Here is a 24,830-nt window from a genome sequence, read left to right as displayed (position 1 = left end):
CCGTGAACGGGTCCTGGAGCGATGACGAAACGCTGACATCCGCCCTTGTCGGCGGCATCCCGCCGCTCCTCCGGCCTAGCGTGACGGCGTGAACCGCGATCTTCCCCGTGCCACTGCCCGTGACCTCTCGGCGGTAGTGGCGGCCGCGCTGCTCGTCGGGGCCGCCGTGCTGGCCGGCGCCAGGATCCAGGACCGCCACGGGACGCTCCGGGTGAACTGGCCGCCGCTGCTGGCCGACTGGGCGCCGCACACCGGCCCGGGCACTCCGGCCGCGCTGGTCGTCGCCGCCGCCGTGGTGGCGTACGGCCCGTCCCTGGCGGCGCGGCTGTCCTGGCGGCCGCTGCTGCTCGCGGTGTGGGCCGCGTCCCTGGCGTGGACCTGGTCGCTCGCCCTGGTCGACGGCTGGCACCGGGGTGTCGCGGGGCAGCTGACCACCCCGCACGAGTATCTGCGGGCCGTCGACCGCTTCCGGGACGTCCCCGCCGCCCTCCGCACCTTCGACGCCCACATCCTGCTCGACAGCCCCGACAACTGGCCCGCCCACGTCGCCGGGCATCCGCCGGGCGCCACCCTGGTCTTCGTCCTCCTCGACCGGGCCGGCCTGGGCGGCGGGGGGTGGGCGGGCGCCTTCGTCATCACCACGGGCACCACGGCGGCGGTCGCGGTCCTGATCGCCGTACGCCGGCTGGCCGACGAATCCCTCGCCCGCCGCGCCGCGCCCTTCCTGGTCCTGGCCCCGGCGGCGGTGTGGGTGGGCACGTCGGCCGACGGCTTCTTCACCGCGGTGGCCGCCTGGGCGATCGCCCTGTTCGCCCTCGCCGTGACCGGGCGCCACCCGGCCCGGACGGGCCTCGGCGCGGGACTGCTGTCCGGGCTCACCGTGTATCTGTCGTACGGGCTCACCCTGTTCGCGGTGATCGGCGCGGCGGTCCTGCTGCTGGGGACTCGGCGGCTGCCGGCGCTGCCGTACGCGGCCGCCGGGTTCCTGGTGGTGCCGGCCGTGTTCACCGCGCTGGGGTTCGACTGGTGGGAGGCCTACCGGCTGCTGGTCACCCGCTACCACCAGGGGGCGGGCGGGGTACGCCCGTACGGGTACTGGGTGTGGGCCAATCTCGCGTGCACGGTGCTGATCACCGGCCCGGCGACGGTGGCCGGGCTGCGCAGGGCGGGGGGCCTGCTGACCGGGGTCCGCGGCCTGCCGCCCCGTGCGGCCGCTCCCCGTCTGGCGCTGCTCGCGGGGGCCGCCCTGGTCGCGCTGCTGATCGCCGATCTGTCCGGGATGAGCAAGGCGGAGACGGAGCGCATCTGGCTGCCCTTCGCCTTCTGGCTGCTCCCCGCCGCCGCCTTCCTGCCGGGCGCGCGCGCCTGGCTGGCCGGGCAGGCCGTCCTGGCGCTGCTCCTGAACCACCTGCTGCTCACCGGCTGGTGAGCAGCAGGCACGGGTCAGTCCCCGGCGGGCTGCAGTCGCAGCGAGACGCTGTTGATGCAGTACCGCTGGTCCGTGGGGGTCGGGTATCCCTCACCCTCGAACACGTGACCGAGGTGGGATCCGCAGCGGGAGCAGCGGACCTCGGTGCGCACCATTCCGTGCGACCGGTCCTCGATCAGCTCCACGGCGTCGGTGTCCTTCGGGTCGTAGAAGGACGGCCAGCCGCAGTGCGACTCGAACTTGGTGCCCGAGGTGAACAGCTCGGCGCCGCAGGCGCGGCACGAGTAGACACCCTCGGTCTTGGTGTCGGTGTACTCGCCGGTGAAGGCGGGTTCCGTGGCCGCCTGGCGCAGGACGGCGTACTCGGACGGGGACAGTTCCGCGCGCCACTCCTCGTCCGGCTTCTCCACGTCGTACGGCATGAGACTCAGGCCCCTTACTTCGGCAGACGGTCCAGGATGCGCGGGCCGAGGTCGGTGACGTCGCCCGCTCCCATGGTGAGAACGAGATCACCGGGCTTCGCCATTCCCGCGACCACCTCGGGGATCTCCGCCTGGTCGTGCACGGCGGTGACGTCCGCGCCGGCCGCCCGGGCCGCCTCGATGATCAGCTCGCTGGTGACGCCGGGGATCGGGTCCTCGCGCGCCGGGTAGATGTCCAGCACCACCGAGGCGTCGGCCAGCGACAGGGACTGGCCCATCTCCTTGCCCAGCTCACGGGTGCGGGAGAACAGGTGAGGCTGGAAGACGACGAGGATGCGGGCGTCACCCGCGGCGGCGCGCATCGCCTCCAGGTCGGCGGTCATCTCCGTGGGGTGGTGCGCGTAGGAGTCGATCACCTGCACGCCCGCCGCCTCGCCCTTGAGCTGGAGGCGCCGCTTCACCCCGGTGTACGCGGCCAGCGCCGGGGCCAGCTCGGCGGCCGGGATGCCCAGGGCCGCGCCGGCGGCGAGCGCGGCCACCGCGTTGTGGGCGTAGTGCCGGCCGGGGACCGACACGGTGAAGGTGAGCGGGGCGCCGTCCAGCTCGACGGTCACCTCGCTCCTCAGCCCCTGCGGGACCACCGACAGCACCCGCACGTCGGCGTCCGCCGACTCGCCGTACGTCACCGTGCGCACCGAGCCGTCCAGCCGGCGGGTCAGCTCGCGGGCGCCCTCGTGGTCCGCGGAGATCACCAGCGTGCCGCCCGGCACGACCCGGCCGACGAACGTCTCGAAGGACTGGTGGATCTCCTCCATGGAGGCGTAGTTGGCGTGGTGGTCCAGTTCCACGTTGAGGATGATCGCGACCTCGGGAGCGTACTTGTGGAAGCTGCGGTCCGACTCGTCCGCCTCGGCGACGAAGATCTCGCCCCCGCCGTGCAGCGCGTTGGAGCCGGGGGCGTCCAGGTCGCCGCCGATCGCGTACGACGGCTCCCGGCCCAGCGCGGTCAGCGAGACGGCCAGCATCGAGGTGGTGGTGGTCTTGCCGTGGGTGCCGGCCACCGCGATCGGGCGCAGGCCGTCCATCAGGGCGGCGAGGGCGTCGGAGCGGTGCACCACCGGGATGCCCAGCTCGGCCGCGCGGACCAGTTCGGGGTTGTCCTCGCGGATCGCGGAGGAGACGACCACGCAGCTCGCGTCGTCCGCGAGGTGCCCGGCGGCGTGCCCGATGTGCACGGTGGCGCCGAGCGCGCGCAGCGCGTCCGCCGTCGCCGAGTCCTTCGCGTCGCTGCCGGCCACCTTCGCGCCGCGCTGCGCCAGGATCTTGGCGATGCCCGACATCCCGGCGCCGCCGATGCCGATGAAGTGCGGTCGGTCCATGGCGGTAGGAAGGCCGGGTGCCATGCGTGTTCTCCCAGTGGTGCGACGAGCGGGACGACGGTCTCCGCGCCCTCACCCGCGGAGCCGGGAGAGCGCCGCCCCAGCCTATGCCTTGCTGTGCGAGAACAGTTTCAGCACCGGCACCCCGACCTTGTGCCGGGCCCGGGAGGCCCAGTCCCGGTGGAAGAACTCCTCCACGTAGTGCGGGTCGGTCAGGACGATCACCTCGTCCGCCTCCACCTCCGCCACCACGGCCTTCAGCGCGTCCAGCGGGTGGTTATCGACCAGCCGGCCCTCCGCCGTGTCACCGGTGGTGCGCAGGGCCTGCAGGGACACCTCCAGGGCCCGCTCCCCCATGCTCTGGGCCTCCTCGCCCTCGGGGGTCTCGTGCTCGCGGACGGCCTCGTCCAGCTCGCCGAGCGCGACGTCGTCGATGGCCCTCAGCAGCCGGTCGGCCTGTTCGCCGCGTGGCTGGAGCAGCACATGGAAGGAGACCGGTTCGTCGCCGTGCAAGGTGGTGACGAACTCCACGTCGGCGGACGTCAGGGCCTTCTCGATCATCAGTACGCTTGTGAACACCAGGCGCCCCTTCTCCTCCGAGGACCCTCGGGCCCCTCTCTGCTCCGTGGCCGGATCCGGCCCTGCGGAAACCATCCTGCCCCGTGTTCGCACGGGTACTGCCGGATTCAGTGTTGCCCGTCGTCGTGGCGTGCGGACGGACGGGCCGCGCCGATCACCGGACCGGCGGTCCCCGGCCGGCCCTCCCGGCCGCTTCCGGTCAGGATCGCCGGTACCGCGTGAACAGGAAACCGTCCTCCTCCAGCATCGACTCCAGCGCGAAACGCCGCGGAAGTGTCACCGACGGTCCACCGGCGATGCGCTGGGCGTCACCGGCGGCGAGCATCGGCGAGACGGTCAGACAGAGCTCGTCCAGCACCCCGGCCGCCACCAGCTGGCCGAGCAGCCGCGGCCCGCCCTCGGTCAGCAGCCGGGTGTGCCCCAGCTCCGCGAGCGCCGGCACCACCCGCGCGGGGTCCACTCCGGCGCCCTCCCCGGCCCGCACCACGCGGGTGCCCGCCGCCTCGGCGGCGGCGACGCGGTCCGGGGCGGCCCCGGCGCCGGTCAGCACCAGCGTGGGCACCAGGGGGGAGGTGAACAGCGGCAGGGAGAAGTCCAGGTCGAGGCCGGCCGTCACCACCGCGATCACCGGCGCGGGGCCCTGCCCGGCCGCCTCCCGCGCGGCCGCGAAGTCCGCACGGGCGCGGGCCGGGCGGTAGCCCTCCTGCCGGGCCGTCTCCGCGCCGACCAGCACCACGTCCGCGAGGGCCCGCAGCACGCCGAAGATCCGCATGTCGGCCGGGCAGGAGATGGGCTGGGAGCGGCCGTCGTGCTGGGCGGCGCCGTCGAGGGTGGACACCATGTTGGCCCGCAGCCACGGCTCCCGCCCCTCCGGTCCCGGCTCGGGGTAGGCGTACGCGGCGGCCAGCTCGGCGGGACTCCACTCGCGGGCCGCCGCCTCGCCGGTCGCGTCGGTCACGTCGGTCACGGGGAACAGGCGTCGCATGCCGGGCAGTCTTCCACGCGCCGTACCATGGTGGACCGTGTCGTCCTCCTCCCCCGCCGCCCGTCCCGGTCCGATAACCGACGTGCCCCCGCTGTCGCTGTGCGCCCGTGAGCCGCACGTCCCCGCGGACCGGCTCGTCGCCGAGATGGTGCCGCCGCCGCGCTTCGACTCGGTCCGCTTCGGCACGTACATCCCGGACCCCGACCAGCCGAGCCAGACCGAGGCCGTGCGCGTCCTCGACGGCTTCGCGGCCGGCCTCGGCTCCCCGGCGGCCGGCGCCGCGGGCAGGCGCAGGCTGTTCGGCTTCGGCAGGGCGGCGAGCAAGGCCCCGGCGGGCCCCCGCGGCGTCTACCTCGACGGCGGCTACGGCGTCGGCAAGACCCACCTCCTGGCCTCCCTGTGGCACGCCACCCCGGCCGATCCCGACCTCAAGGCGTTCGGCACCTTCGTGGAGCTGACCAACCTGGTCGGCGCGCTCGGCTTCCAGCAGACGGTGAAGACCCTCTCCGGGCACCGGCTGCTGTGCATCGACGAGTTCGAGCTGGACGATCCGGGCGACACCGTGCTCGTCTCCACCCTGCTCGGCAAGCTGGTCGAGGCGGGCGTCGCGCTCGCCGCCACCTCGAACACGCTGCCGGGCAAGCTCGGCGAGGGCCGGTTCGCCTCCGCCGACTTCCTGCGCGAGATCCAGGGCCTGTCGGCCCACTTCCGCGCCCTGCGCATCGACGGCGAGGACTACCGCCACCGCGGTCTGCCCGAGGCGCCGGCGCCGTACTCCGACGAGCTGGTGACGCGGACGGCACACGCCACGGAGGGCGCCTCACTCGACGCCTTCGCCGACCTGCTGGACCATCTGGCGAAGGTCCACCCCAGCCGCTACGGGGCCCTGACCGACGGGCTGCGCGCGGTGTGCCTCACCGGTGTGCGTCCGGTGCCGGACCAGTCGACGGCGCTCCGGCTCGTCGTCCTCGCGGACCGGCTGTACGACCGCGAGGTCCCCGTACTCGCCTCCGGGCTGCCGTTCGACCAGCTGTTCAGCGAGGAGATGCTGAAGGGCGGCTACCGCAAGAAGTACTTCCGGGCGATCTCCCGCCTCACCGCCCTGGCACGCGACGCGGGACGGCTCACCGAGGCCCGGTGAACCGCGCGTCGAACACCCGGTCGGATCGCCGCTGATCAAGGGCGGGTTCACGCCAACACACCCTTTCTTTTCAGGCGCTCTCCGCCACGAAACACCGAGTTAACCCTGCAAAGGACTTTGCAGGGTTAACGTGTTTCTTGACCAACAGTTGACCAGCCGTTGGCATGCGGAAGAGGTGCGAACCACCTTGCGAAGCACACATGTTCCAAGGTCCGGCGACCGCGGCCGCACCCCGGCCCCTCACCGTCGCTTTACCCGCGCTCCACTTTCCCGCATTTCCCCCCGCCCTTCGCACTCGCGTAGACGATTCGTGAGGCAAAGGCCATGGGTCGGCGAAGTGCGCGTTCTTTTCCTGCCCGTCCGACGCGTCCCCACGCGCGCCAGGAGGAATCACCAAGATGCAGCCCCTCATCGACAACGCCCGCATGTTCGGACAGCGCCCTGAGGAGTTCGCCCGCCTCGCCGAGGGGCAATCCCCCGACGTCCTGTTCATCACCTGCTCCGACTCCAGGGTCGTACCGGCCCTGATCACGGGCGCCCGGCCCGGCGAGCTCTTCGAGCTGCGCACCGCGGGCAACATCGTCCCGCCGTACGCCCCCGGGCGCCCGAGCGCCGAGGCGGCCACCGTCGAGTACGCGGTGGGGGTCCTCGGCGTCACGGACATCGTGGTCTGCGGCCACTCCCACTGCGGGGCCATCGGCGCGCTGGTGCGCGGCGACGACCTCGACGCCGTGCCCGCCGTGCGCGACTGGCTGGCGCACGCCGCCGACGAGCCCGCGTCGGCCGACGCGGCGGACCCGGCCTGCGCCGAGGCGGTCCAGCACCACGTCCTGGCGCAGCTGCTGCGACTGCGCTCCTACCCGTGCGTCGGGCAGCGGCTGGCCTCGGGCCGGCTCCGGATGCGCGGCTGGTACTACGAGGTGCACACCGGAGCCGTGCGCGAACACCTGGCCGGCACGGACTCCTTCGAGGCGCTGTGAGCACGGCCGTGTCCAGGTTCCCCCATCTGCGGCAGGACTTCGCCGCCTCGCTCGTCGTGTTCCTCGTCGCGCTCCCGCTGTGCGTGGGCGTCGCCGTCGCCTCCGGTGTCCCGGCCGAACTCGGCCTGATCACCGGCATCGTGGGCGGACTGGTCACCGGTCTGCTGCCGGGCAGCAGCCTCCAGGTCTCCGGTCCGGCCGCCGGGCTGACCGTGCTGGTCTTCGAGGCCGTCGACGCCTACGGGCTGCCCGCGCTCGGCGTGATCGTGCTGGCCGCCGGACTCCTCCAGCTGGCCATGGGCGCCCTGCGGCTCGGGCGCTGGTTCCGCGCGATATCGCTCTCGGTGGTCGAGGGCATGCTGGCCGGCATCGGACTCGTACTCATCGCGGGCCAGTTGTACGCGGCAGCCGGACTGACGGCGCCCGCCTCCGGCACCGACAAGATCCTCGGACTGCCGGGGGCCGTCGCGGACGCGCTCGGCAGCACCGAGGCGCTCGCCTCGCTCGCGGTCGGCGCCGGCACCGTCGCCGTGATGGTGCTGTGGCGCCGGATGCCGGGGCCGGCCGGGGCCGTACCGGGCGCCCTCGCGGCGGTCCTGCTGGCGACGGCGGTCACCCTCGCGTTCGGCGTGCCCGTCGCCACGGTCGAGGTGCAAGGGCTGCTCGACGCCGTCCAGCCGCCCGGCGCCGACGCCTTCGGCGGGCTGGGGATCGGCGTCCTCGGCACGATCGTCGCCTTCACCCTGATCGCCTCCGCCGAGAGCCTGTTCAGCGCCGCCGCGGTGGACCGGCTGCACGACGGCCCACCCACCCGGTACAACAAGGAGCTGATGGCGCAGGGCGCGGGCAACACGGTCTGCGGGATCCTCGGCGCGCTGCCGCTGACCGCGGTCATCGTGCGCAGCTCGGCCAACGTCCGGGCGGGCGCCAGGACCAAGGCGTCCCGGGTGCTGCACGGCGTGTGGCTGCTGCTGTTCGCCGCGCTGCTGCCGTCCGCGCTGGCGCTGATCCCGTTGCCCGCGCTGGCCGGCATCCTGGTCCACGCCGGCTGGAAGCTGATCCCGTTCCGGGCCGTGGCCACGCTCTGGCGGGGCCAGCGGGGCGAGGCCCTGATCCTGGTGGTCACCGCCGTGTCGATCGTCGTGGTGAACATGTTCGAAGGCGTGCTGATCGGTCTGGCCCTGGCGGTCGCCAAGACGGCCTGGGAGGCCTCCCAGGCGAAGCTGGAGGTCATAGACAAGGGCGCGGGCCCGCTCCAGGTGTACCTGACGGGCAACGCGACCTTCCTGCGGCTGCCGAGGATCCTGGACACCCTGGAGTCCCTCCCCCGGGACCGTCCCGTCGAACTGGACCTCACCGGCCTCCACCACGTGGACCACGCCTGTCTCACGGCCCTGCGGAACTGGTCCGAACGCCACAGCGCACCGGGCACGGCCCCGGTGAAGCTCACCGAGCGCCCGGCGGAGGAGAAGGGCCTCCCGGTCACGGCCACCTAGAGGCGGAAGAGAGGGCTGCGGCGGCGGAACACCGTCCGCCGCCGCGACCCGGCATGGCCCCGCACCGAACATCGGGCATATCGTTACAGAAGCGGACCGAAGAAGAGCCCGACAGACCTCTGCACCGGGGGGTCCACATGGTCCAGGAACTGCTCACCGCAGCCGTCGCCGTGGGATTGGCGGGCGTGACCTATGTCGTCGCGGCCGCGCGAGTCGTGAAGCAGTACGAGCGCGGAGTGGTCTTCCGCCTGGGCCGGCTGTACGGCGACGCGCGCCCGCCCGGCTTCACCCTCGTCGTCCCCGGCGTGGACCGGTTGCGCAAGGTCAACCTGCAGATCGTCACGATGCCGGTCCCGGCCCAGGAGGGCATCACCCGGGACAACGTGACCGTCCGCGTAGACGCGGTCGTCTACTTCAAGGTCGTCGACGCGCCCGCCGCCGTCATCAACGTCGAGGACTACCGCTTCGCCGTCTCCCAGATGGCGCAGACCTCCCTGCGGTCGATCATCGGCAAGAGCGACCTGGACGACCTGCTCTCCAACCGCGAGAAACTCAACCAGGGCCTGGAGCTGATGATCGACAGCCCGGCGATCGGCTGGGGCGTGCAGATCGACCGCGTCGAGATCAAGGACGTCTCCCTGCCCGAGTCCATGAAGCGCTCCATGGCCCGCCAGGCCGAGGCCGACCGCGAACGCCGGGCCCGCGTCATCAACGCCGACGCCGAGCTGCAGGCGTCCAGGAAGCTCGCCGAGGCCGCCCAGCAGATGGCGGACACCCCCTCCGCCCTCCAGCTGCGTCTGCTCCAGACCATCGTCGCCGTCGCCGCCGAGAAGAACTCCACCCTCGTGCTGCCGTTCCCCGTCGAGCTCCTGCGCTTCCTGGAGCGGGCCGGGCAGCCGGCGCCGGACCAGGCCGTGGAGGCGGGCCCGGAGACCGACGGCCACCGCCCCGGGCGCCGTGACACGGGCTGACTGGAGGGACACGCGTGGTTCCCGTGATCCGCACCAGGTGATAGACACGGCGGGGTCACAGTTCCTGTCCGCCAGCAGGAAGGTTTCCCCATGCCTGAGACCGGGTCCACCACCGGCTCCCCCGCGACACGACGTCAGATGCTCGCCCGTTCCGGCGCCCTCGGCGTCGGCATCGCCTTCTCCGGCGCCCTCTCCGAGCTCTTCACCGGCACCGCCGCCGCCCAGAACCTCGGCCACGGCGGCTACGGCCCCCTCGTCCCCGACCCCGACGGACTGCTCGACCTGCCGAAGGGGTTCCGCTACCGGGTCCTCTCCCGTGAGGGCGAGCCCCTGCGCTCCGGCGAGGGCCCGGTGCCGTCCAACCACGACGGCATGGCGGCGTTCGCCGGCCGCCACGGCCGAGTCCACCTGGTCCGCAACCACGAGAACCGCGCCAACGGCAGAGTCCCCGTCCCGGTGATCGACGGCCTGACCTACGACCCGGGGGGCAAGGGCGGCTGCACGGCGCTGACCCTGGACGCCCACGGCCGGGTGCTGTCGGAGCGGGTGGCGATCGCCGGTACGGCGGTGAACTGCGCGGGCGGCCCGACCCCCTGGGACACCTGGCTGACCTGCGAGGAGACCGAGGACCGGGCCGGCACCAACGGCTACACCAAGGACCACGGCTACATCTTCGAGGTCGACGGCGCCGACCCGCACCGCACGGGCGCCGTGCCGCTGACCGCGATGGGCCGCTTCCAGCACGAGGCGATCGCCGTGGACCCGAAGCGGGGCGTGGTCTACGAGACCGAGGACGCCTTCGAGCGGCCGTTCGGACTCTTCTACCGCTTCCTGCCGGAGAAGCCGCTGGGCGGCACCGGTTCGCTGCGCGCGGGCGGCCGGCTCCAGGCGATGCGGGTGCCCGGGGTGCCCGACCTGTCGTCCATCCAGGAGATCGGCGCCCGGTTCGACGGCATCGAATGGGTGGACGTACCGGACCCGCAGGCCGCGCGGACACCGATCCGGCACCAGGACTTCGGCCCGAAGGGCATCACCCACGCGCAGAAGCTCGAGGGCTGTTACTGGGGCGGTCGCTCGGTCTACTTCGTCTCGTCCTTCGCGCACAGCGCCGAGGGGTCGGCGGGCGACCACTACGGCCAGATCTGGCGCTACGACCCGGACCGGCGCCGGCTCACCCTGGTGATCGTCTTCGGTCCGGACACCGACATCCAGCTGCCCGGCGAGTCGCCGGACAACATCTGCCTCGCGCCCAGCGGCGGCCTGATGGTCTGCGAGGACGGCGGAGGCGCACAGTACGTCTTCGGCGTCACCCGGCACGGCGAGGTCTACGCGATGGCCCGCGGCCGTCAGAACATCGGCACACCCGAGGAACCGGAGTGGGGCGAGTTCGCCGGGGTGACCTTCTCCCCGGACGGCCGCACGATGTACGTCAACTGCTACACGCCCGGCACGACGTTCGCCGTGACGGGGCCCTGGCGCGGGTAGCCGCGCCGGGACCGGGGCGGAGGGCGAGCCGGTGAGCCGCCCTCCGCCCCGACGGGGGTTCAGCCCGCGAGGACGGCGTCCATCTGCCCGACGGACAGACTCAGCCCCTCCACCATGCCCATCCCGGCCAGCTGTTCCCTCTGCTCGCGGGTGTCGAACACGGACCGCAGTTCCATCCGCGTGCCGCCCTCGAGCGCGGTGAGCGTCATCCGTACCGAGGTGGTCGGCATCTCGGGGTTCGGCCTGCCCTCCTGGTCGGAGAAGCCGTCGGTGAACTCGAGGGCGGTGGGCGGCGTGACCGAGGAGATCCGCCACCAGCCCCCGTACTTCTCGCCCTCCGGACCGGTCATGTGGTACTTCACCCCGCCCCCGGGCGTCAGATCGTGCTCCTCGAAGGTCGCCGGGTAGCTCGGCGGGCCCCACCAGCGCTCCAGCAGCCGCGGGTCGGCCCACAGCTGCCACACCCCCTCCACGGGGGCCGTGAAGTCGGCGACGAGGGTGAGGGTGAGGTTGTCGACGTCGTCGTCCACCTGGGTGACGGTCATCCGTCCTGTCCTTTCGCAGTGCTGCCGTCGGGGCGCGCGCGGCCCACCGTTCCGGGGGTCGGTGCGCGCCGGCCGCTCCCCGCCCGCGCCGCTCCCCGCCGACCGGACCGGCCCGCTCCAGCACCGTGACGTGTTTCCGCGGCGCGGCGAAGCTCATCGGCCACGCCGCGGCCGGACGTGACACGGACAGCTCACAGCTTCCTCCTCCGTCCCGCAGGGAGTCGGCGGTGCCACTGAACACGACGCTCGGGGGTACTCGGCCGGCATGACAGAGAACCAGCAGGTCAGCGGCTCGTACTGGCTCCAGACCGCGCCGGGCGGCCGACGCGCCGCACTGACCGAAGACCTCGATGTCGATGTGGCCGTGGTCGGCGCGGGGATCGCCGGACTGTGCACGGCCCGGGAGCTGGCGCGGGCCGGGAAGAGCGTCGCGGTGCTGGAGGCCGGGCGGGTCACGGCCGGTGTCACCGGGCACACCACGGCCAAGGTCACCGCCCTGCACACGCTGGTCTACGACAAGCTGCGCCGCACCCGGGGCAGCGAGGGCGCGCGGCTGTACGCCCGATCGCAGTCCGAGGCGATCGAGCACACCGCCCGGATCGTGGAGGAGCTCGGCGTCGACTGCGAGTGGGAACGGCGCAGCGCGTACACCTTCGTCCGGGACGCGGACCGGGTGGACGAACTGCGCGCGGAGGCCCGGGCTGCGCGGGAGGCGGGCCTGCCGGCGTCGTTCGTGACGGAGACCGGTCTGCCGTTCCCGGTGGCGGGCGCCGTCGAGGTGACGGACCAGGTCCAGTTCCACCCGCTCAAGTACCTGCTGGCACTCGCCGACGACATCGTCGCGCACGGCGGACGCGTCCACGAGGACACCACGGTGCTGGGCCTGGAGGAGGGCTCGCCGTGCCGTCTGTCGACGGCGTCCGGAGCCACGGTGACGGCGCGGGACGTCGTGGTCGCGACCCACTACCCGGTGTTCGACCGGGCGCTGCTGTTCACCCGGCTGTCCCCGCGCCGGGAACTGGTGGTCGCGGGGCCGCTGCCGGCCGCCCAGGACCCGGGCGGCATGTACATCACCCCCGAGGAGAACACCCGCTCGGTCCGCACCGCCCCCTACGGCGAGGACGGCACCCACCGCTTCCTCGTGGTCACCGGCGAGCACTTCACACCGGGCACGGGTGACGCCCGCGCCCTGTTCGACCGCCTCTCCGGGTGGGCCCGCGCGCACTTCCCCGGTGTGGAACTCACCCACTCCTGGGCCACGCAGGACAACGACCCCACCGACACCGTGCCGCTCGTCGGCCCGCTGCACCCGGGCGCCCGGCACACCTATGTCGCCACCGGGTTCGGCGGCTGGGGGATGAGCGGGGGCATGATGGCGGGCCTGCTGCTCACCGCGCAGATCACCGGGGCGCCGTGCGAGTGGAGCGGACTGTACGACCCGCGCCGGCTGGCCTCCGCGGTGCGTGAGGCGCCGTCCTTCCTCAAGCACCAGGCGCAGGTGGCCAGGCACTTCGTCGGCGACCGGCTGCGCCCCGCGCCCCCGGCGGAGGCGCTGCCGCCGGGGGAGGGGGCGGTGGTCCGCACCGAGAGCGGCCGGCTGGCGGTGTACCGCGACGACGACGGCGCCCTGCACGCCGTCTCCGCCCGCTGCACCCACCTCGGCTGCCTGGTCGACTTCAACGCCGCCGAACGCGCCTGGGAGTGCCCCTGCCACGGCTCCCGCTTCGACACGGACGGCAAGGTCGTCCAGGGCCCGGCGACCCGTCCGCTGGAGCGGCGCGACCTGTGAGGCCGCCGGAGCGCGGAGTCCTCCGGCACCCGCCCGGGTGACGCACGGTCCGGCCCGGCCCCGTATCTACGGAAAGGGCAAGAAACCACTCATATTGTCATACGGTGATCACTCTCGTACGCCGCGCAGCCGCCGTAAGCGTGCTCGCCACCGCGCTCAGCGCCTGCGCCGCCTCCCAGCCGGCCCGGCAGGCGCCCCGCCCCGCGCCCTCCGCCTCCTCCGCGCCCGCGTCCCCCGCTGCCACCCTCGCCCCGGGCCCTTCCGGCCTGACCCCGGTCTTCCGGCACGGACCGCGCACCGGCGACCGGACGGTCGCCCTCACCTTCGACGCCGACATGACCGCCGATCAGGGCCCGCGGGCCGCGGCGGGCGAGCACTTCGACCACCCGCGCCTGATCGGCACGCTGCGTGCGCTGAAGGTGCCGTCCACGGTGTTCATGACGGGCCGCTGGGCCGAGGAGTACCCGGACCAGGCCCGCTCCCTCGGCCGGGACCCGCTCTTCGAGGTCGCCAACCACTCGTACAGCCACTACGCGTTCACCGGCGACTGCTACGGCCTGCCGACCGTCCCCGCCGGCCGGATGCGGGCGGACGTGGAAAGGGCCTACACGGCGTTCCGCGAGGCGGGGGTGCCCGACGCCAAGCCGTACTTCCGCTTCCCCGGCGGCTGCTACGACCGGGCGGCGCTCAGGGCGCTGACCCCGGCCGGGGTGACCGCCGTGCAGTGGGACGTGGTGGGCGGCGACGCCTTCGCCACGGACGCGGACGCGGTGGCCCGGCAGGTGCTGGACGGAGTGCGCCCCGGCTCGGTGGTCGTCCTGCACTGCACCCGCAGCGCGGCCCCGGCGACGGAACGGGCCGTGCGGACGATCGTCCCGGAGCTGCGCCGCCAGGGCTACCGCTTCGTGAAGGTCTCCGAACTGATCGCGGCGGCGACCGGCCGGAACTGACCCGCCCCGGGCCCCTAGGCTGGAGGCATGAGCGACACCGACGGCGACTACTGCCTGATCGACGCGTCCCGGCCGCCCAGGGCCGAGGGCCCGCCGTACGCGCGGTGCGTGCTGTGCCGGGAGCCGACGGAGTACCCGGAGTCGTACAAGGGGATCACGCTGTGCCCGGTCTGCGAATGGCGGGAGGCGGAGCGCACGGCCTGCTCCGGCTGACGGGGCCGCGTCGCGGCTTGGCACACTGAACCCGTGAGCGACGACCGGACGACACCCGCCCCCGACAGCCCCTTCCGCCCCGACCCCGGCGCCCGTGACGCGGCGCCCCAGTTCGTGCTGCCCCTGGTGGTCCGCATCGAGCGCGCGGCGCCCCCGCCCCGCACGGACGCCCTGGAGACCGCGGCCCGCGCGGTGCTGGTGATGCTGAGCGACGCACGCTCGGTGGGCGAGGGCGAGTGGGCGGGGGCGATGCGCGACTGGCAGGACGCCCGCATCCGCAAGGTGGTGCGCCGGGCGCGCGGCGCGGAGTGGCGGCGCGCGGAGGCCCTCCCCGGCATCACGGTCACCGGCAAGTCGGCGGAGGTCCGCGTCTTCCCGCCCGTCCCCCTGGACGGCTGGCCCAAGGACCTGGCCCGCCTCCAGGTCTCCGGCACCGACCTCGACGACCCGGATCCCGTGCCGCCCGCGGACCCGGCGGTCCCCACCCTCTGGCTCAACCCCGACCTGGACATGTCGGCGGGCAAGGCCATGGCCCAGGCGGGTCACGGCGCCCAGCTGGCCTGGTGGCGGCTCCCGGACGAGGCCCGCGCGGCCTGGCACGCCACCGGCTTCCCCCTCGCGGTCCGCACCGCCTCCCCCGCCCGGTGGCCCGCCCTGACGGCCGGCGGCCTGCCCACGGTCCGCGACGCGGGCTTCACGGAGATCGCGCCGGGCTCCTGCACCGTGGTGGCGGACCACCCGGCGCTGCGGGCCGGCTGACGCCACGGCCCTCCGGACCGCCGGCCGCGCGCGGGAGCGGGCGCGCACACCTCTTGCCGTGTTCATGGCATGCGGGGTACCAATGGTGACGCAGAAGTTGAACGTCGTTCAGGTTCTGTGCCGCGGGGGGCCGATCGAGCCGGAGGAGCAGCTGATGTCCGCGGAACGTCCTGTTCGCAGTCGCCGTACGGTCCTGAGGGCGGGAGCCCTCACCGGTCTGGGGCTGGCGGGCGCCCAGCTGGCCGCCCCCGCCCCGGCCGGCGCCGCCCCCGCCCGTGACACCGGCTACCTCGTCGGGCGCGGCCTCGCCGACGCCACCGGTGAGGTGGCCGAGGTCGGGATGATGGGGTACGGCCGGTTCGACCAGCAGGCCGCGGGACTCCACACCCGGCTGCGGGCCCGCGCCTTCGTCGTGGTCGACGAGGCGAGCGGGCGGCGGGTGATGCTGATCGTCGCCGACTCGCCGATGATCTTCGGGAGCGTGCACCAGGCGGTGCTGCGCCGGCTCGCCGAGGCGTACGGCGGTCTCTACACCGCGCGGAACGTGCTCATCACCGCCACCCACACCCACAGCGGTCCGGGCGGCTACTCCCACCATCTGCTGTACAACACGACCACGTTCGGCTTCCACCGCAAGACCTTCGAGGCGGTGGCGGACGGAATCCTGGAGGCCGCGCGGCGCGCCCACGACGACCTCGCGCCGTCCGAACTCGTGCTCAGCCACGGCACGTTGACCGGGGCCAGCGTCAACCGCTCCCGCTCCGCCTTCGACCGCAACCCGAAGGCCGACCGCGACCACTTCCCGGACGCCGTCGACCCGCACACCACACTGCTCCGGGTGGAGCGGGCCGGCCGGACGGTCGGGGCCGTCAACTGGTTCCCGGTGCACAGCACCAGCATGTCCGGCGACAACCGGCTCATCAGCGCGGACAACAAGGGGTACGCGGCGTACCACTGGGAGCGGGAGGTCAACGAGGTCGACTACCTGTCCGACGGCTCCCCGGCGTTCGTCTCGGCGTTCGCGCAGACCAACAGCGGCGACATGTCGCCCAACCTCGATCTGCGGCCGCCCACCACACCGGAGGACTTCGCGCACACCCGCGCGAGCGGACTGCTGCAGTACGAGGCCGCAGCCGCCCAACTCGGACGGGGAGCAAGGCTGTCCGGGCCCGTCGACTCCCGGCTGGTCTACGTCGACCTCTCCGACGTCACGGTGCGCCCCGAGTTCACCGGCGACGGACGCACCCACCGGACGTCCAAGCCCTGCGTCGGCGCCTCCATGGCGGCGGGCAGCATGGAGGACGGGCCGGCCTTCCCCGGTTTCGAGGAGGGCGAGAACCCCTTCTGGGACGCGATCTCCGACTCCGTGATCTACACGGTCTCCCCGGAGCTGAAGCAGGCGCAGGCGCCGAAGGACGTCTTCGTGCCCATCGGGGAGATGAACCGCGTGTACCCGTGGGTGCAGGAGCGGGTGCCGGTGATGCTGGTCCGCATCGGCGGCCTCTACCTCATCGGCATACCGGGCGAGGTCACCGTCTGCGCGGGACTGCGGCTGCGGCGCACGGTCGCCGGGATCGTCGGCGCGGACCTCGACGATGTCCTGGTCGCCGGGTACGCCAACGCGTACTTCCACTACCTGACCACGCCCGAGGAGTACGACGCGCAGCAGTACGAGGGCGGCAGCACCCTCTTCGGCCGCTGGCAGCTCCCCGCGCTCCAGCAGACCGCGGCCGCGCTGGCGACCGCGCTGCGCGACGGCACGGAACTGCCGCTCGGCCCCGAGGCGCCGGACATCTCCGGCAAGGCCCTCTCCCAGCAGCCGGGGGTGGTGCTGGACGCGCCGCCGGCCTTCCGGAAGTTCGGGGACGTCCTGGTGCCGCCGCGGGAGAACTACCGCGCCGGCGAGCGCGTCGAGGCCGTCTTCGCGGGCGCCCACCCGGGCAACGACCTGCACCGGGGCGGCACTTATCTCGAGGTCCAGCTCCGGAAGGCCGACGGGACCTGGCACACCGTCGCCGACGACGGCGACTGGCCGACCCGCTTCCACTGGAAGCGCGACGGCGTCGCCGCCTCCCAGGTCACCCTCACCTGGGACGTCCCCCAGGGCACCCCCGCGGGCACGTACCGTCTCGTGTACCACGGCGACGCCAGAAGCCTCACCGGCACGATCACCCCGTTCACCGGCACGACCCCGGCCTTCACGGTCCGCTGACCCGCGAAAGGGCCCGCCGCGGCGCCGCCCCCGAACCTCAAATGTTGCTCTGAAGGTGAGCCGGGGCGGTTCGGGGGCGGGGCCGGCGGCCATATCCATGTCACCCGCGGGGGCCGGACACGCCGGGCGGAGGAGGGGGACGGGACGATGGTGCGACTGGGGACGGGGATCGGGTGGCGGCCGGAGATCGCGGAGGCCGTGGAGGGGATGCCGGGGATCGACTGGGTCGAGGTCGTGGCCGAGAACGTCTGTCCCGGGCATCTGCCCGAGTCGCTGCTGCGGCTGCGCGGGCGCGGGGTGACCGTCGTGCCGCACGGCGTCTCGCTGGGGCTGGGCGGGGCCGAGCGGCCCGACGAGGGACGGCTCGCCGCCCTCGCCGAGCGGGCGGAGACGCTCGGGTCGCCGCTCGTCACCGAGCACATCGCGTTCGTGCGGGCCGGCGGGGCGATGACCGCGTCCCCGGCCATCGAGGCCGGGCACCTGCTGCCCGTGCCGCGCACCCGTGACGCCCTCGACGTGCTCTGCGAGAACGTCCGCATCGCCCAGGAGGCGCTGCCCGTGCCGCTCGCCGTCGAGAACATCGCCGCGCTGATCGCCTGGCCCGGCGAGGAGATGACCGAGGGGCAGTTCCTGTACGAGCTGGCCGACCGGACCGGCGTACGGCTCCTCATCGACGTCGCCAACCTGCACACCAACCACGTCAACCTGGGCGAGGACCCGGCCGAGGCGCTCGCCGAACTGCCCCTGGAGGCCCTCGCGTACGTCCATGTCGCGGGCGGGTTCGAGCGGGACGGCGTATGGCACGACAGCCATGCCCACCCCGTCCCCGAGCCGGTGCTGGACGTCCTCACCGATCTCGCGTCGCGGGTCTCCCCTCCCGGCGTGCTGCTGGAGCGGGACGAGAACTTCCCCGAGGCGGACGAGATGGAGCGGGAGCTGGACGCGATCCGGCACGCGGTCGGGAAGGGGACGGAGGGCCGGAGGGCGAGCACTCCCGCGGTCACGGGCGTCCGCCCCGGGCCGCGGGAGGGCTCGCTCGGGGCCGCCCGGCAGCGGCTCGCGCTCGCGCAGACCGCGGTGCTGTCCTCGCTGGTCGCCGGAACCCCGGTGCCGGAGGGGTTCGACCGGACGCGCATGGGAGTGCAGGCGCGGGCGCTGGCCGCCAAGCGGGCCGACGTGGTCGCCAAGGTCGCGCCCGAGCTCCCGGTGATCCTCGGGCAGGGATACCGGTCCGCCTTCCTCGCGTACGCGCAGACGCTGCCGATGACCGGCGGCTACCGGCGGGACGCGCTGGACTTCGCCGAGGAACTGCTGGGCGGCGGGGGGCCCGAGGACGCGCGGGCGCGGCGCGAGCTGCGCCGGTGGTGGCTGGAGCGGTCGGGGCCGAGGCCGCGGTCGGACAGGCCGGCGGTGCGGCTGGCGCGGGCCACCCGGCGGGTGCTGCTGCGGCGCTGACCGGTGACGGTCGCCCAAACCGCGCGGAACATCACATACCGGCAACACTCCGTCCCGGATCGTGAACAGGGCATGGCGTTCCCGCGACCATGTCCTTTACAAACAACTCATGTTCTGGGTCCCTCTCCTGCTCCTGGCCTGGGCCGTCGCCGGTGCGGCGTGCCTGCGGCTGTGCCTGACCGCCGTGCGCGGCGCCGTGGCCGGCCACGACACGGGAGCGGGGCGCGATCTGACGCTGTACGAGGCCGCGTTCCTGTCCGGCGGACCGGCGAGGGTCGCCGACGTCACGCTGGTCGCCATGGCCCGCCAGCGGAGGCTGCTGCTGGCGCACACCGGCTGGGCGACGGTGGTCGACCCGCGCGGGCGGGACGAGATGGAGCGCTCGGTGATAGGGGCGATAGGCCCGCAGGGACAGTCGCCCCTCGCGCCGGTGCGGACCGCCGCGGCGACCGCCGACGCCGTGCGCGGGATCTCCGAACGGCTGGTCGGCGCGGGACTCGCGGTGCCCGACGGCGCGGGGACGACCGTCGCGGACGCGGTACGGCAGGTGCGGCTCGCCGGGACGGCGGTGGCGGGGCTGGCGGCGGCCGCCCTGCTGATGCCCGTCCCGTCGGACATGCCGCGCCATCTGGTCGCCCTGTGGTTCACGCTGCCGCTGATCCTCACACTGGGCTGTCTGGCCATCGCGCGGTTCGAGGTCCACCCGTACTCGCGCTGGGCCTCACCGGCGGGCCAGCGCCTGCTGGGCGCGCTCCCGCGCAGCGCAGGCGAGGCCGGAGACGACCGCACCTGTCTCACCTCCGTCGCGGTGCGCGGCATCCGAGCGGTGGGCGAGCCGGAGCTGCGCGCGGCCTTCGCGCACCGGGAGCCGCGTCACTAGCGGCCGCCGCGGTCGCCGCACCGGGCCACCGCTTCGGGTCACGGGCGCCGACACCCCGGCGGAGGGTCCTTGCATCGGACCACCACTCAAAAGAAATATCCCTTTTGTCGCTTACGTGTGTACCGAAGGGACCGTCGATGAGAACCGCCGCCGTCCATGTGGCCACAGGGTCCTTGCTGCTCACCGCCCTGGCCGCCGCCCCGGCCGGCGCCGGAACCCCCGCCTCCCCCTCCGCCGAACTGCGCGGCACCGCCGTGGCCGCCGCACGCGCCGCCGCGGAGGGCATCGACTTCGGCGCCTGTCCCCCGGAGCAGGAACTCCCGCCCACCGTGCGGTGCGGCACCGTCGCCGTCCCGCTCGACTACGCCCGCCCGGACGGCGAACGGATCCTGCTCACCGTCAGCCGCGCACGCGCCACCGGGAAGGACCCCGACAACAGCAAGCGCAAGGTGCCCCGGCAGGGTTCCCTGGTCCACAACCCGGGCGGGCCGGGCGCGAGCGGCATGTACTTCCCGATGACGGGCGCGCTCCCCGAGTGGAAGCGCGTCGCGGCGGCGTACGACCTCGTCGGCTACTCCCCGCGCGGGGTGGGCCGCTCCGCGCCGCTGTCCTGCACGGACCCGGGGACCTTCTTCGAGGGCCCGGCGAAGGCGCCGGTCCACCCGTCGGCGGCGTACAAGCGGGAGCGCGTCGCGCGGGCCCGGGCGTACGCGCGGGGGTGCGCCGAGCGGACGGGCGGCTCGCTGCGGCACTACCACTCGCTCAACAACGCCCGTGACCTGGACGTCCTGCGGGCCGCGCTCGGGGAGAACCGGCTGACGTACCTCGGCTCGTCGTACGGCACCTACTTCGGGGCGCTGTACGCCACGATGTTCCCCTCCCACGTACGGCGGATGGTGTTCGACTCGGCGGTGAACCCGGACCCAGAGCGGATCTGGTACCGCAACAACCTCGCCCAGTCGGCGGCGTTCGAGGACCGCTGGGCGGACTTCCGGGCCTGGACCGCCGAGCACGACGACGTCTACGGGCTGGGCGGCACGGCCGAAGAGGTGCGGCGCAGCTACGAGAGGGCGAGCGCGCGGCTGGCTGCGGAGCCGGCGGGCGGCAGGGTCGGCCCCGCGCAGCTGCAGGCGGCGTTCCTCAAGGCCGGGTACTACGACGACCACTGGCCGCAGCGCGCGCACGCGCTGTCGGCGTATCTGAGGGGCGACTCCGGGCCGTTGGTCGAGCAGGCCCAGGAATATCCGGAGGCGGCGGCGGAGGCGGAGAACGCGCGGGCGGTGTATCTCGCCGTGGAGTGCAACGACGCGCCCTGGCCGGCCGAGTGGGCGGTGTGGGACCGGGACAACACCCGGCTGGCGCGCAGGGCGCCCTTCGAGACCTGGGGCAATGTGTGGACCAACCTGCCCTGCGCCTACTGGCAGGGCCCCCGGCAGCGGCCGCTGGACGTGCGCGCCGGCCGCGGGGAGCTGCCGCCGACGCTGATCCTGGCGGCCGAGCGGGACGCGGCCACCCCCTACGACGGCGCCCTGGAGCTGCACCGGCGGCTGGCGGGGTCGGTGCTGGTGACCGAGCGGGACGCCGGCAGCCACGGCCTCGCGGGCGGACCCAACGCCTGTGTGAACCGCCATCTGGAGGCGTACCTGCTGGAAGGCAGGGTCCCGGGGCGGCGCGCCTCCTGCGCACCGCACCCGGAACCCGAGCCGCAGCCGGCGGGCGGACGGGCCGGGAAGGACCGGCCCGGCGTCTGATCAGGCGAGGCCGGCGACCAGTTCCGCCACGTTCTTGCGGCGGCCCGTGTAGAACGGGACCTCCTCGCGGACGTGCATCCGGGCCTCCGAGCCGCGCAGGTGACGCATGAGGTCGACGATGCGGTCCAGCTCGTCGGCCTCGAAGGCGAGGATCCACTCGTAGTCGCCGAGGGAGAACGAGGCGACCGTGTTGGCGCGCACGTCCGGGTAGCCGCGGGCCATCTTGCCGTGGTCGGCGAGCATGCGGCGGCGGTCCTCGTCGGGCAGCAGGTACCAGTCGTAGGAGCGCACGAAGGGGTAGACGCTCACGTAGTTGCGGGGCGTCTCGTCGGCGAGGAACGCCGGGATGTGCGACCGGTTGAACTCGGCGGGGCGGTGCAGCGCCATGTTCGACCAGACGGGCTCCAGCGCGCGGCCCAGCCTGGTGCGGCGGAAGAGGTTGTACGCCTCCTGCAGCTGGTCGGCGGTCTCGGCGTGCCACCAGATCATGAGGTCGGCGTCCGCGCGCAGGCCCGACACGTCGTAGGTGCCGCGGATCGTGACGTCCTTGGCGGCGAGCTGGTCGAACAGCTCCTGTACCTCGTCGGCGTACCCGGCCCGGTCCTCGGGCAGCACGTCCTTCAGCCTGAAGACCGACCAGAGGGTGTAGCGGATGACCTCGTTGAGGTCCTTGGCCAGCTTGCCCTTGTTCGGGATCCGGTCGGCTGCGGGGGTGGTGGCGTCGTCACTCATGTCCCTCATTCTCCTGCTGCTCCGTGGAGGCTCTGCACCGGGTGGGCGGTGAGTTCCTGCACACCGTGCAGGTCACCGTGGATCTGGTCGGCCGCGGCGTACGCGCTCGCGACGCACGCGGGGATGCCGACACCGTCGTAGGCCGCGCCGCACACCGCGAGACCGGCGAGAGAGGCGAGGTGCCCGCGGACGCGGGCCACGCGCGCGTGGTGGCCGACGGGGTACTGGGGCAGGCCGTCCTGCCAGCGGGTGACGCGGGTCGCGACCGGGGTGGCGTCCAGTCCGACGGCGGCCTTCAGGTCGTGCCGGGAGACCTCCACCAGGCCGGCGTCGTCACGGCGGAGGATCTCCGTCTCGCCGTGCCGGCCGACGGAGGTGCGCAGGACCACCAGTCCGGGGTTCTCCTCGGCGATCCACCCCCACTTGGCGGAGGCGAAGGTGGACGCCTTGATGGTGCGGCCGTCGACGGGCGGCACCAGGAATCCGCTGCCCTCGGGCAGAGCGGTCTCCGCGCGGCGGAAGGCGAGGGTGATCAGCGCCATGGAGGCGTACTCGACCCCGGCGAGCTCGGCGGCGGCGCCGGGGGCCTCGGAGCGCAGCAGTGCGGCGGCGGCCGGTGCGGGCACGGCGACGACGACCGCATCGGCGTGCAGGACCCGGTCGCCGGCGAGGATCCGCCAGCCGTCCTCCGGTGCGCGGCGCAGCTCCGTGACCGGCGCACCGGTGAGGATCTCCGCCCCGCGTGCCCGCAGGGAGTCGGCGACCGCGAGCGGCAGGGTGCCCACTCCGCCCGCCAGGCCCATGAAGACGGGCCCGGCCGGCGCCGAGGCCGCGGACCTCGCCTGGATCCCGCGGACCGCCTCGGTCAGGGAGGTGTGGGTCCGCGCGGCCTCGAAGAGCTGCGGGACCGCCGAGCGCATCGAGATGCGGTACGCGTCGCCCGCGTACACCCCGCCGAGCAGGGGCTCCACCAGGCGGTCGACGACCTCGCGGCCGACGCGCGCCGCCACGTACTCGCCGACGGCCACGTCGTCGCCGACCTCCGTGCGGGGCAGCTCGGCGTCCCGCCCGATCCGGGCCAGCCCCTCGTCGGACAGCACGCCGGCGAGGGCGTCGGCGGTGCCGGGGACGCCCATGACGTGCCCCTTGGGCATGGGGCGCAGGGCGCCGCGGGTCCAGAGCGAGGCCGTGGCGGTGGCCGGCGGCTGGAGGCGGTCGGCGAGACCCACCTCGCGGGCGAGGCCCACCGCCTCGGGGCGGCGGGCCAGCATCGACTCCGCGCCGAGGTCGACGCGCGCGCCGGCGATCTCGCCCGGCAGCAGCTTGCCGCCGACCCGGCCGGAGGCCTCCAGCACGGTCACCCGCGCCCCGTGCGCGAGCAGCCGGTGCGCGGCGGCCAGCCCGGCGATTCCCGCCCCGACGACGACTACGTGCCGTCCGGAGCCCGCATGTGATCCGCTCATGCCCCCACCTTCTCAGACTCCGCCGGCGGTCCCGCCAGGGCCATGTGGCCCTGCCGAGTCCCTACCGTGACCGCATCGGGACCCTTCCGCCCCAACGTCCCGGCCCGCTGCCGCGTCGAAGGAACGTCAGCCATCACCACGCGGGGGAGCCCCATATGCGCTCACGACGATCCGTACGATCCACCCACGCCCTCGCCGGGCTCCTGCTGGCGGCGGCGCTCGCCGCCGGCGGGTGCAGCGCGGGGGCCGACTCCGCCTCGGCCGGGGCCGCCGACAAGGCGGCGCGGGCGGAGGGGCAGTCCCTGCAGGAGGACGCGAAACAGGGCGCTCCCGGCGGCGCGGCGGACGGCGCGAGGGAGACCGCGCCGCCGAAGGCCACCGCGAACCGCATCATCCGCACCGCCTCCCTGACCGTGCGGGTGAAGGACGTGCCCGGGGCGCTGGACGAGGCCCGCACGACGACGGAGAACGCGGGCGGCTACATCGGCAATGAGAGCACCGACCGGGACGAGGACGGCCACGAGCACACGCGCGTGGTGCTGCGCGTGCCCGTCGAGAAGTACGAGGAGGTCCTCACCGGCCTCGAGGGCACGGGCAAGCTGCTCGCACGCACCGCGAAGGCGCAGGACGTCACCGACCAGGTGGTCGACGTGGAGAGCCGGATCACCTCGCAGCGGGCCAGCGTGGCCCGGATCCGCGAGCTGATGGACCGGGCCACCAAGCTCAGCGACGTGGTCACCCTGGAGGGCGAGCTGAGCAGCCGCCAGGCCGACCTGGAGGCCCTGCTCGCCCGGCAGGCGTCCCTGAAGGACCGTACGAGCCTGGCCACCATCACCCTGACCCTGACCGAGTCCCCGGTGCGGAAGGCGGCGGAGGACGACGACCCCGGCTTCCTCGACGCGCTCGCGGGCGGCTGGGACGCGTTCCTGACCATGCTGCGCTGGCTGGCCGTGGCGATCGGCGCGGTGCTGCCGTTCGCGGCGGTGGCGGCGCTGCTCGTCCTGCTGTGGCTGAAGGCCGTACGCCCCCGGCTGCGGCGGCCGGAGCCGGCGCCCGCGGCGGGCGCCCCGGGCCCGCTGCCCGCGGCCCCGCCGCTGACCGCCCCGGCGCCCCGCCGGGCACCCGACGGCGCGGACGGCAACGGGAACGGGAACGGGAAGGACTGACGCACCCTCGTGCGGGCCTGAAATCCCCCGCCCCCGTAGCGTGTTCCT

At 73.9% G+C, this 24,830-nt stretch carries 22 protein-coding genes; 15 read left to right on the top strand and 7 right to left on the bottom strand.

What is annotated here, in order from left to right; genetic code table 11:
- The first annotated feature begins 88 nt into the window (after positions 1 to 88).
- The gene (locus tag CNQ36_RS25905) at positions 89 to 1,429 is read left to right on the top strand and encodes a hypothetical protein (RefSeq protein ID WP_121547735.1); all 1,341 of its coding nucleotides are present in this window, start codon (positions 89 to 91) and stop codon (positions 1,427 to 1,429) included.
- A 14-nt stretch (positions 1,430 to 1,443) separates the two neighbouring features.
- Here the strand turns inward: CNQ36_RS25905 and msrB are convergent, their stop codons facing one another.
- The 4 genes from msrB to CNQ36_RS25885 all read right to left on the bottom strand — a co-directional run bounded on the left by msrB (position 1,444) and on the right by CNQ36_RS25885 (position 4,794).
- Positions 1,444 to 1,851, bottom strand: a complete 408-nt coding sequence (msrB, locus tag CNQ36_RS25900; RefSeq protein ID WP_004923561.1) for a peptide-methionine (R)-S-oxide reductase MsrB — start codon at positions 1,849 to 1,851, stop codon at positions 1,444 to 1,446.
- A gap of 14 nt (positions 1,852 to 1,865) precedes the next feature.
- Positions 1,866 to 3,254, bottom strand: coding sequence for a UDP-N-acetylmuramate--L-alanine ligase (gene murC, locus CNQ36_RS25895; protein ID WP_121547734.1), 1,389 nt, complete (start codon positions 3,252 to 3,254; stop codon positions 1,866 to 1,868).
- 81 nt (positions 3,255 to 3,335) lie between these two features.
- Positions 3,336 to 3,809, bottom strand: a complete 474-nt coding sequence (locus CNQ36_RS25890; protein WP_206278511.1) for an indole-3-glycerol phosphate synthase — start codon at positions 3,807 to 3,809, stop codon at positions 3,336 to 3,338.
- Positions 3,810 to 4,008: 199 nt separating this feature from the next.
- Positions 4,009 to 4,794 carry a pyrimidine reductase family protein gene (locus tag CNQ36_RS25885; RefSeq protein WP_121547732.1) on the bottom strand — a complete coding sequence of 262 codons (786 nt, stop codon included), beginning with the start codon at positions 4,792 to 4,794 and terminating at the stop codon, positions 4,009 to 4,011.
- A gap of 37 nt (positions 4,795 to 4,831) precedes the next feature.
- On the opposite strand from CNQ36_RS25885, the gene zapE reads away from it, so the two are divergent.
- From zapE to CNQ36_RS25860, 5 genes are all read left to right on the top strand, one after another.
- Complete coding sequence (gene zapE / locus CNQ36_RS25880) at positions 4,832 to 5,935, top strand: cell division protein ZapE (RefSeq protein WP_121547731.1); 1,104 nt, start codon at positions 4,832 to 4,834, stop codon at positions 5,933 to 5,935.
- 398 nt (positions 5,936 to 6,333) lie between these two features.
- A complete protein-coding gene (locus CNQ36_RS25875; RefSeq protein ID WP_121547730.1) occupies positions 6,334 to 6,915 on the top strand; it encodes a carbonic anhydrase in 582 nt (193 codons plus the stop codon).
- 8 nt (positions 6,916 to 6,923) lie between these two features.
- Positions 6,924 to 8,411, top strand: a complete 1,488-nt coding sequence (locus tag CNQ36_RS25870) for a SulP family inorganic anion transporter (protein ID WP_228313084.1) — start codon at positions 6,924 to 6,926, stop codon at positions 8,409 to 8,411.
- 137 nt (positions 8,412 to 8,548) lie between these two features.
- Positions 8,549 to 9,382: a slipin family protein gene (locus CNQ36_RS25865; RefSeq protein ID WP_121547728.1), complete on the top strand. Its 834-nt coding sequence runs from the start codon at positions 8,549 to 8,551 to the stop codon at positions 9,380 to 9,382.
- 90 nt (positions 9,383 to 9,472) lie between these two features.
- Positions 9,473 to 10,867 carry a PhoX family protein gene (locus CNQ36_RS25860; RefSeq protein ID WP_121547727.1) on the top strand — a complete coding sequence of 465 codons (1,395 nt, stop codon included), beginning with the start codon at positions 9,473 to 9,475 and terminating at the stop codon, positions 10,865 to 10,867.
- Positions 10,868 to 10,926: 59 nt separating this feature from the next.
- Here CNQ36_RS25860 and CNQ36_RS25855 read toward each other — a convergent pair whose 3' ends face one another.
- Complete coding sequence (locus tag CNQ36_RS25855) at positions 10,927 to 11,412, bottom strand: SRPBCC family protein (protein WP_004923591.1); 486 nt, start codon at positions 11,410 to 11,412, stop codon at positions 10,927 to 10,929.
- Positions 11,413 to 11,677: 265 nt separating this feature from the next.
- Between CNQ36_RS25855 and CNQ36_RS25850 the strand changes: the two genes are divergently transcribed.
- From CNQ36_RS25850 to CNQ36_RS25815, 8 genes are all read left to right on the top strand, one after another.
- A complete protein-coding gene (locus CNQ36_RS25850; protein ID WP_121547726.1) occupies positions 11,678 to 13,201 on the top strand; it encodes an FAD-dependent oxidoreductase in 1,524 nt (507 codons plus the stop codon).
- 104 nt (positions 13,202 to 13,305) lie between these two features.
- The gene (locus CNQ36_RS25845; protein WP_121547725.1) at positions 13,306 to 14,151 is read left to right on the top strand and encodes a polysaccharide deacetylase family protein; all 846 of its coding nucleotides are present in this window, start codon (positions 13,306 to 13,308) and stop codon (positions 14,149 to 14,151) included.
- A gap of 27 nt (positions 14,152 to 14,178) precedes the next feature.
- Complete coding sequence (locus tag CNQ36_RS25840) at positions 14,179 to 14,364, top strand: hypothetical protein (RefSeq protein WP_004923600.1); 186 nt, start codon at positions 14,179 to 14,181, stop codon at positions 14,362 to 14,364.
- 33 nt (positions 14,365 to 14,397) lie between these two features.
- On the top strand, positions 14,398 to 15,123 hold the full coding sequence (locus CNQ36_RS25835; protein WP_004923604.1) for a peptidyl-tRNA hydrolase: 726 nt from the start codon (positions 14,398 to 14,400) through the stop codon (positions 15,121 to 15,123).
- Between the two features lie 154 nt (positions 15,124 to 15,277).
- Positions 15,278 to 17,335, top strand: a complete 2,058-nt coding sequence (locus tag CNQ36_RS25830; RefSeq protein WP_121548598.1) for a neutral/alkaline ceramidase — start codon at positions 15,278 to 15,280, stop codon at positions 17,333 to 17,335.
- A 147-nt stretch (positions 17,336 to 17,482) separates the two neighbouring features.
- Positions 17,483 to 18,790 (top strand): MbnB/TglH/ChrH family RiPP precursor modification enzyme, encoded by a 1,308-nt coding sequence (locus tag CNQ36_RS25825; RefSeq protein WP_121547724.1) that lies wholly within the window; start codon positions 17,483 to 17,485, stop codon positions 18,788 to 18,790.
- Positions 18,791 to 18,899: 109 nt separating this feature from the next.
- The gene (locus CNQ36_RS25820; RefSeq protein ID WP_121547723.1) at positions 18,900 to 19,670 is read left to right on the top strand and encodes a TIGR04222 domain-containing membrane protein; all 771 of its coding nucleotides are present in this window, start codon (positions 18,900 to 18,902) and stop codon (positions 19,668 to 19,670) included.
- Positions 19,671 to 19,807: 137 nt separating this feature from the next.
- Positions 19,808 to 21,421, top strand: a complete 1,614-nt coding sequence (locus CNQ36_RS25815) for an alpha/beta hydrolase (protein ID WP_121547722.1) — start codon at positions 19,808 to 19,810, stop codon at positions 21,419 to 21,421.
- On the opposite strand, the gene hemQ is transcribed toward CNQ36_RS25815, so the two are convergent.
- Positions 21,422 to 22,153, bottom strand: a complete 732-nt coding sequence (gene hemQ, locus CNQ36_RS25810; RefSeq protein WP_004923619.1) for a hydrogen peroxide-dependent heme synthase — start codon at positions 22,151 to 22,153, stop codon at positions 21,422 to 21,424. It lies immediately after the preceding gene.
- A gap of 5 nt (positions 22,154 to 22,158) precedes the next feature.
- Entirely contained in the window at positions 22,159 to 23,616 is a 1,458-nt protein-coding gene (gene hemG / locus CNQ36_RS25805) for a protoporphyrinogen oxidase (protein WP_121547721.1), read from the bottom strand.
- Between the two features lie 155 nt (positions 23,617 to 23,771).
- Between hemG and CNQ36_RS25800 the strand changes: the two genes are divergently transcribed.
- Entirely contained in the window at positions 23,772 to 24,782 is a 1,011-nt protein-coding gene (locus CNQ36_RS25800; RefSeq protein ID WP_121547720.1) for a DUF4349 domain-containing protein, read from the top strand.
- Positions 24,783 to 24,830: the final 48 nt, after the last annotated feature.

The sequence above is a fragment of the Streptomyces fungicidicus genome, assembly GCF_003665435.1.
Taxonomy (GTDB): Bacteria; Actinomycetota; Actinomycetes; order Streptomycetales; family Streptomycetaceae; genus Streptomyces; species Streptomyces fungicidicus.
The sequence above is the reverse complement of the archived record's forward strand: the minus strand, read 5'-3'. Positions and strand labels throughout refer to the sequence as shown.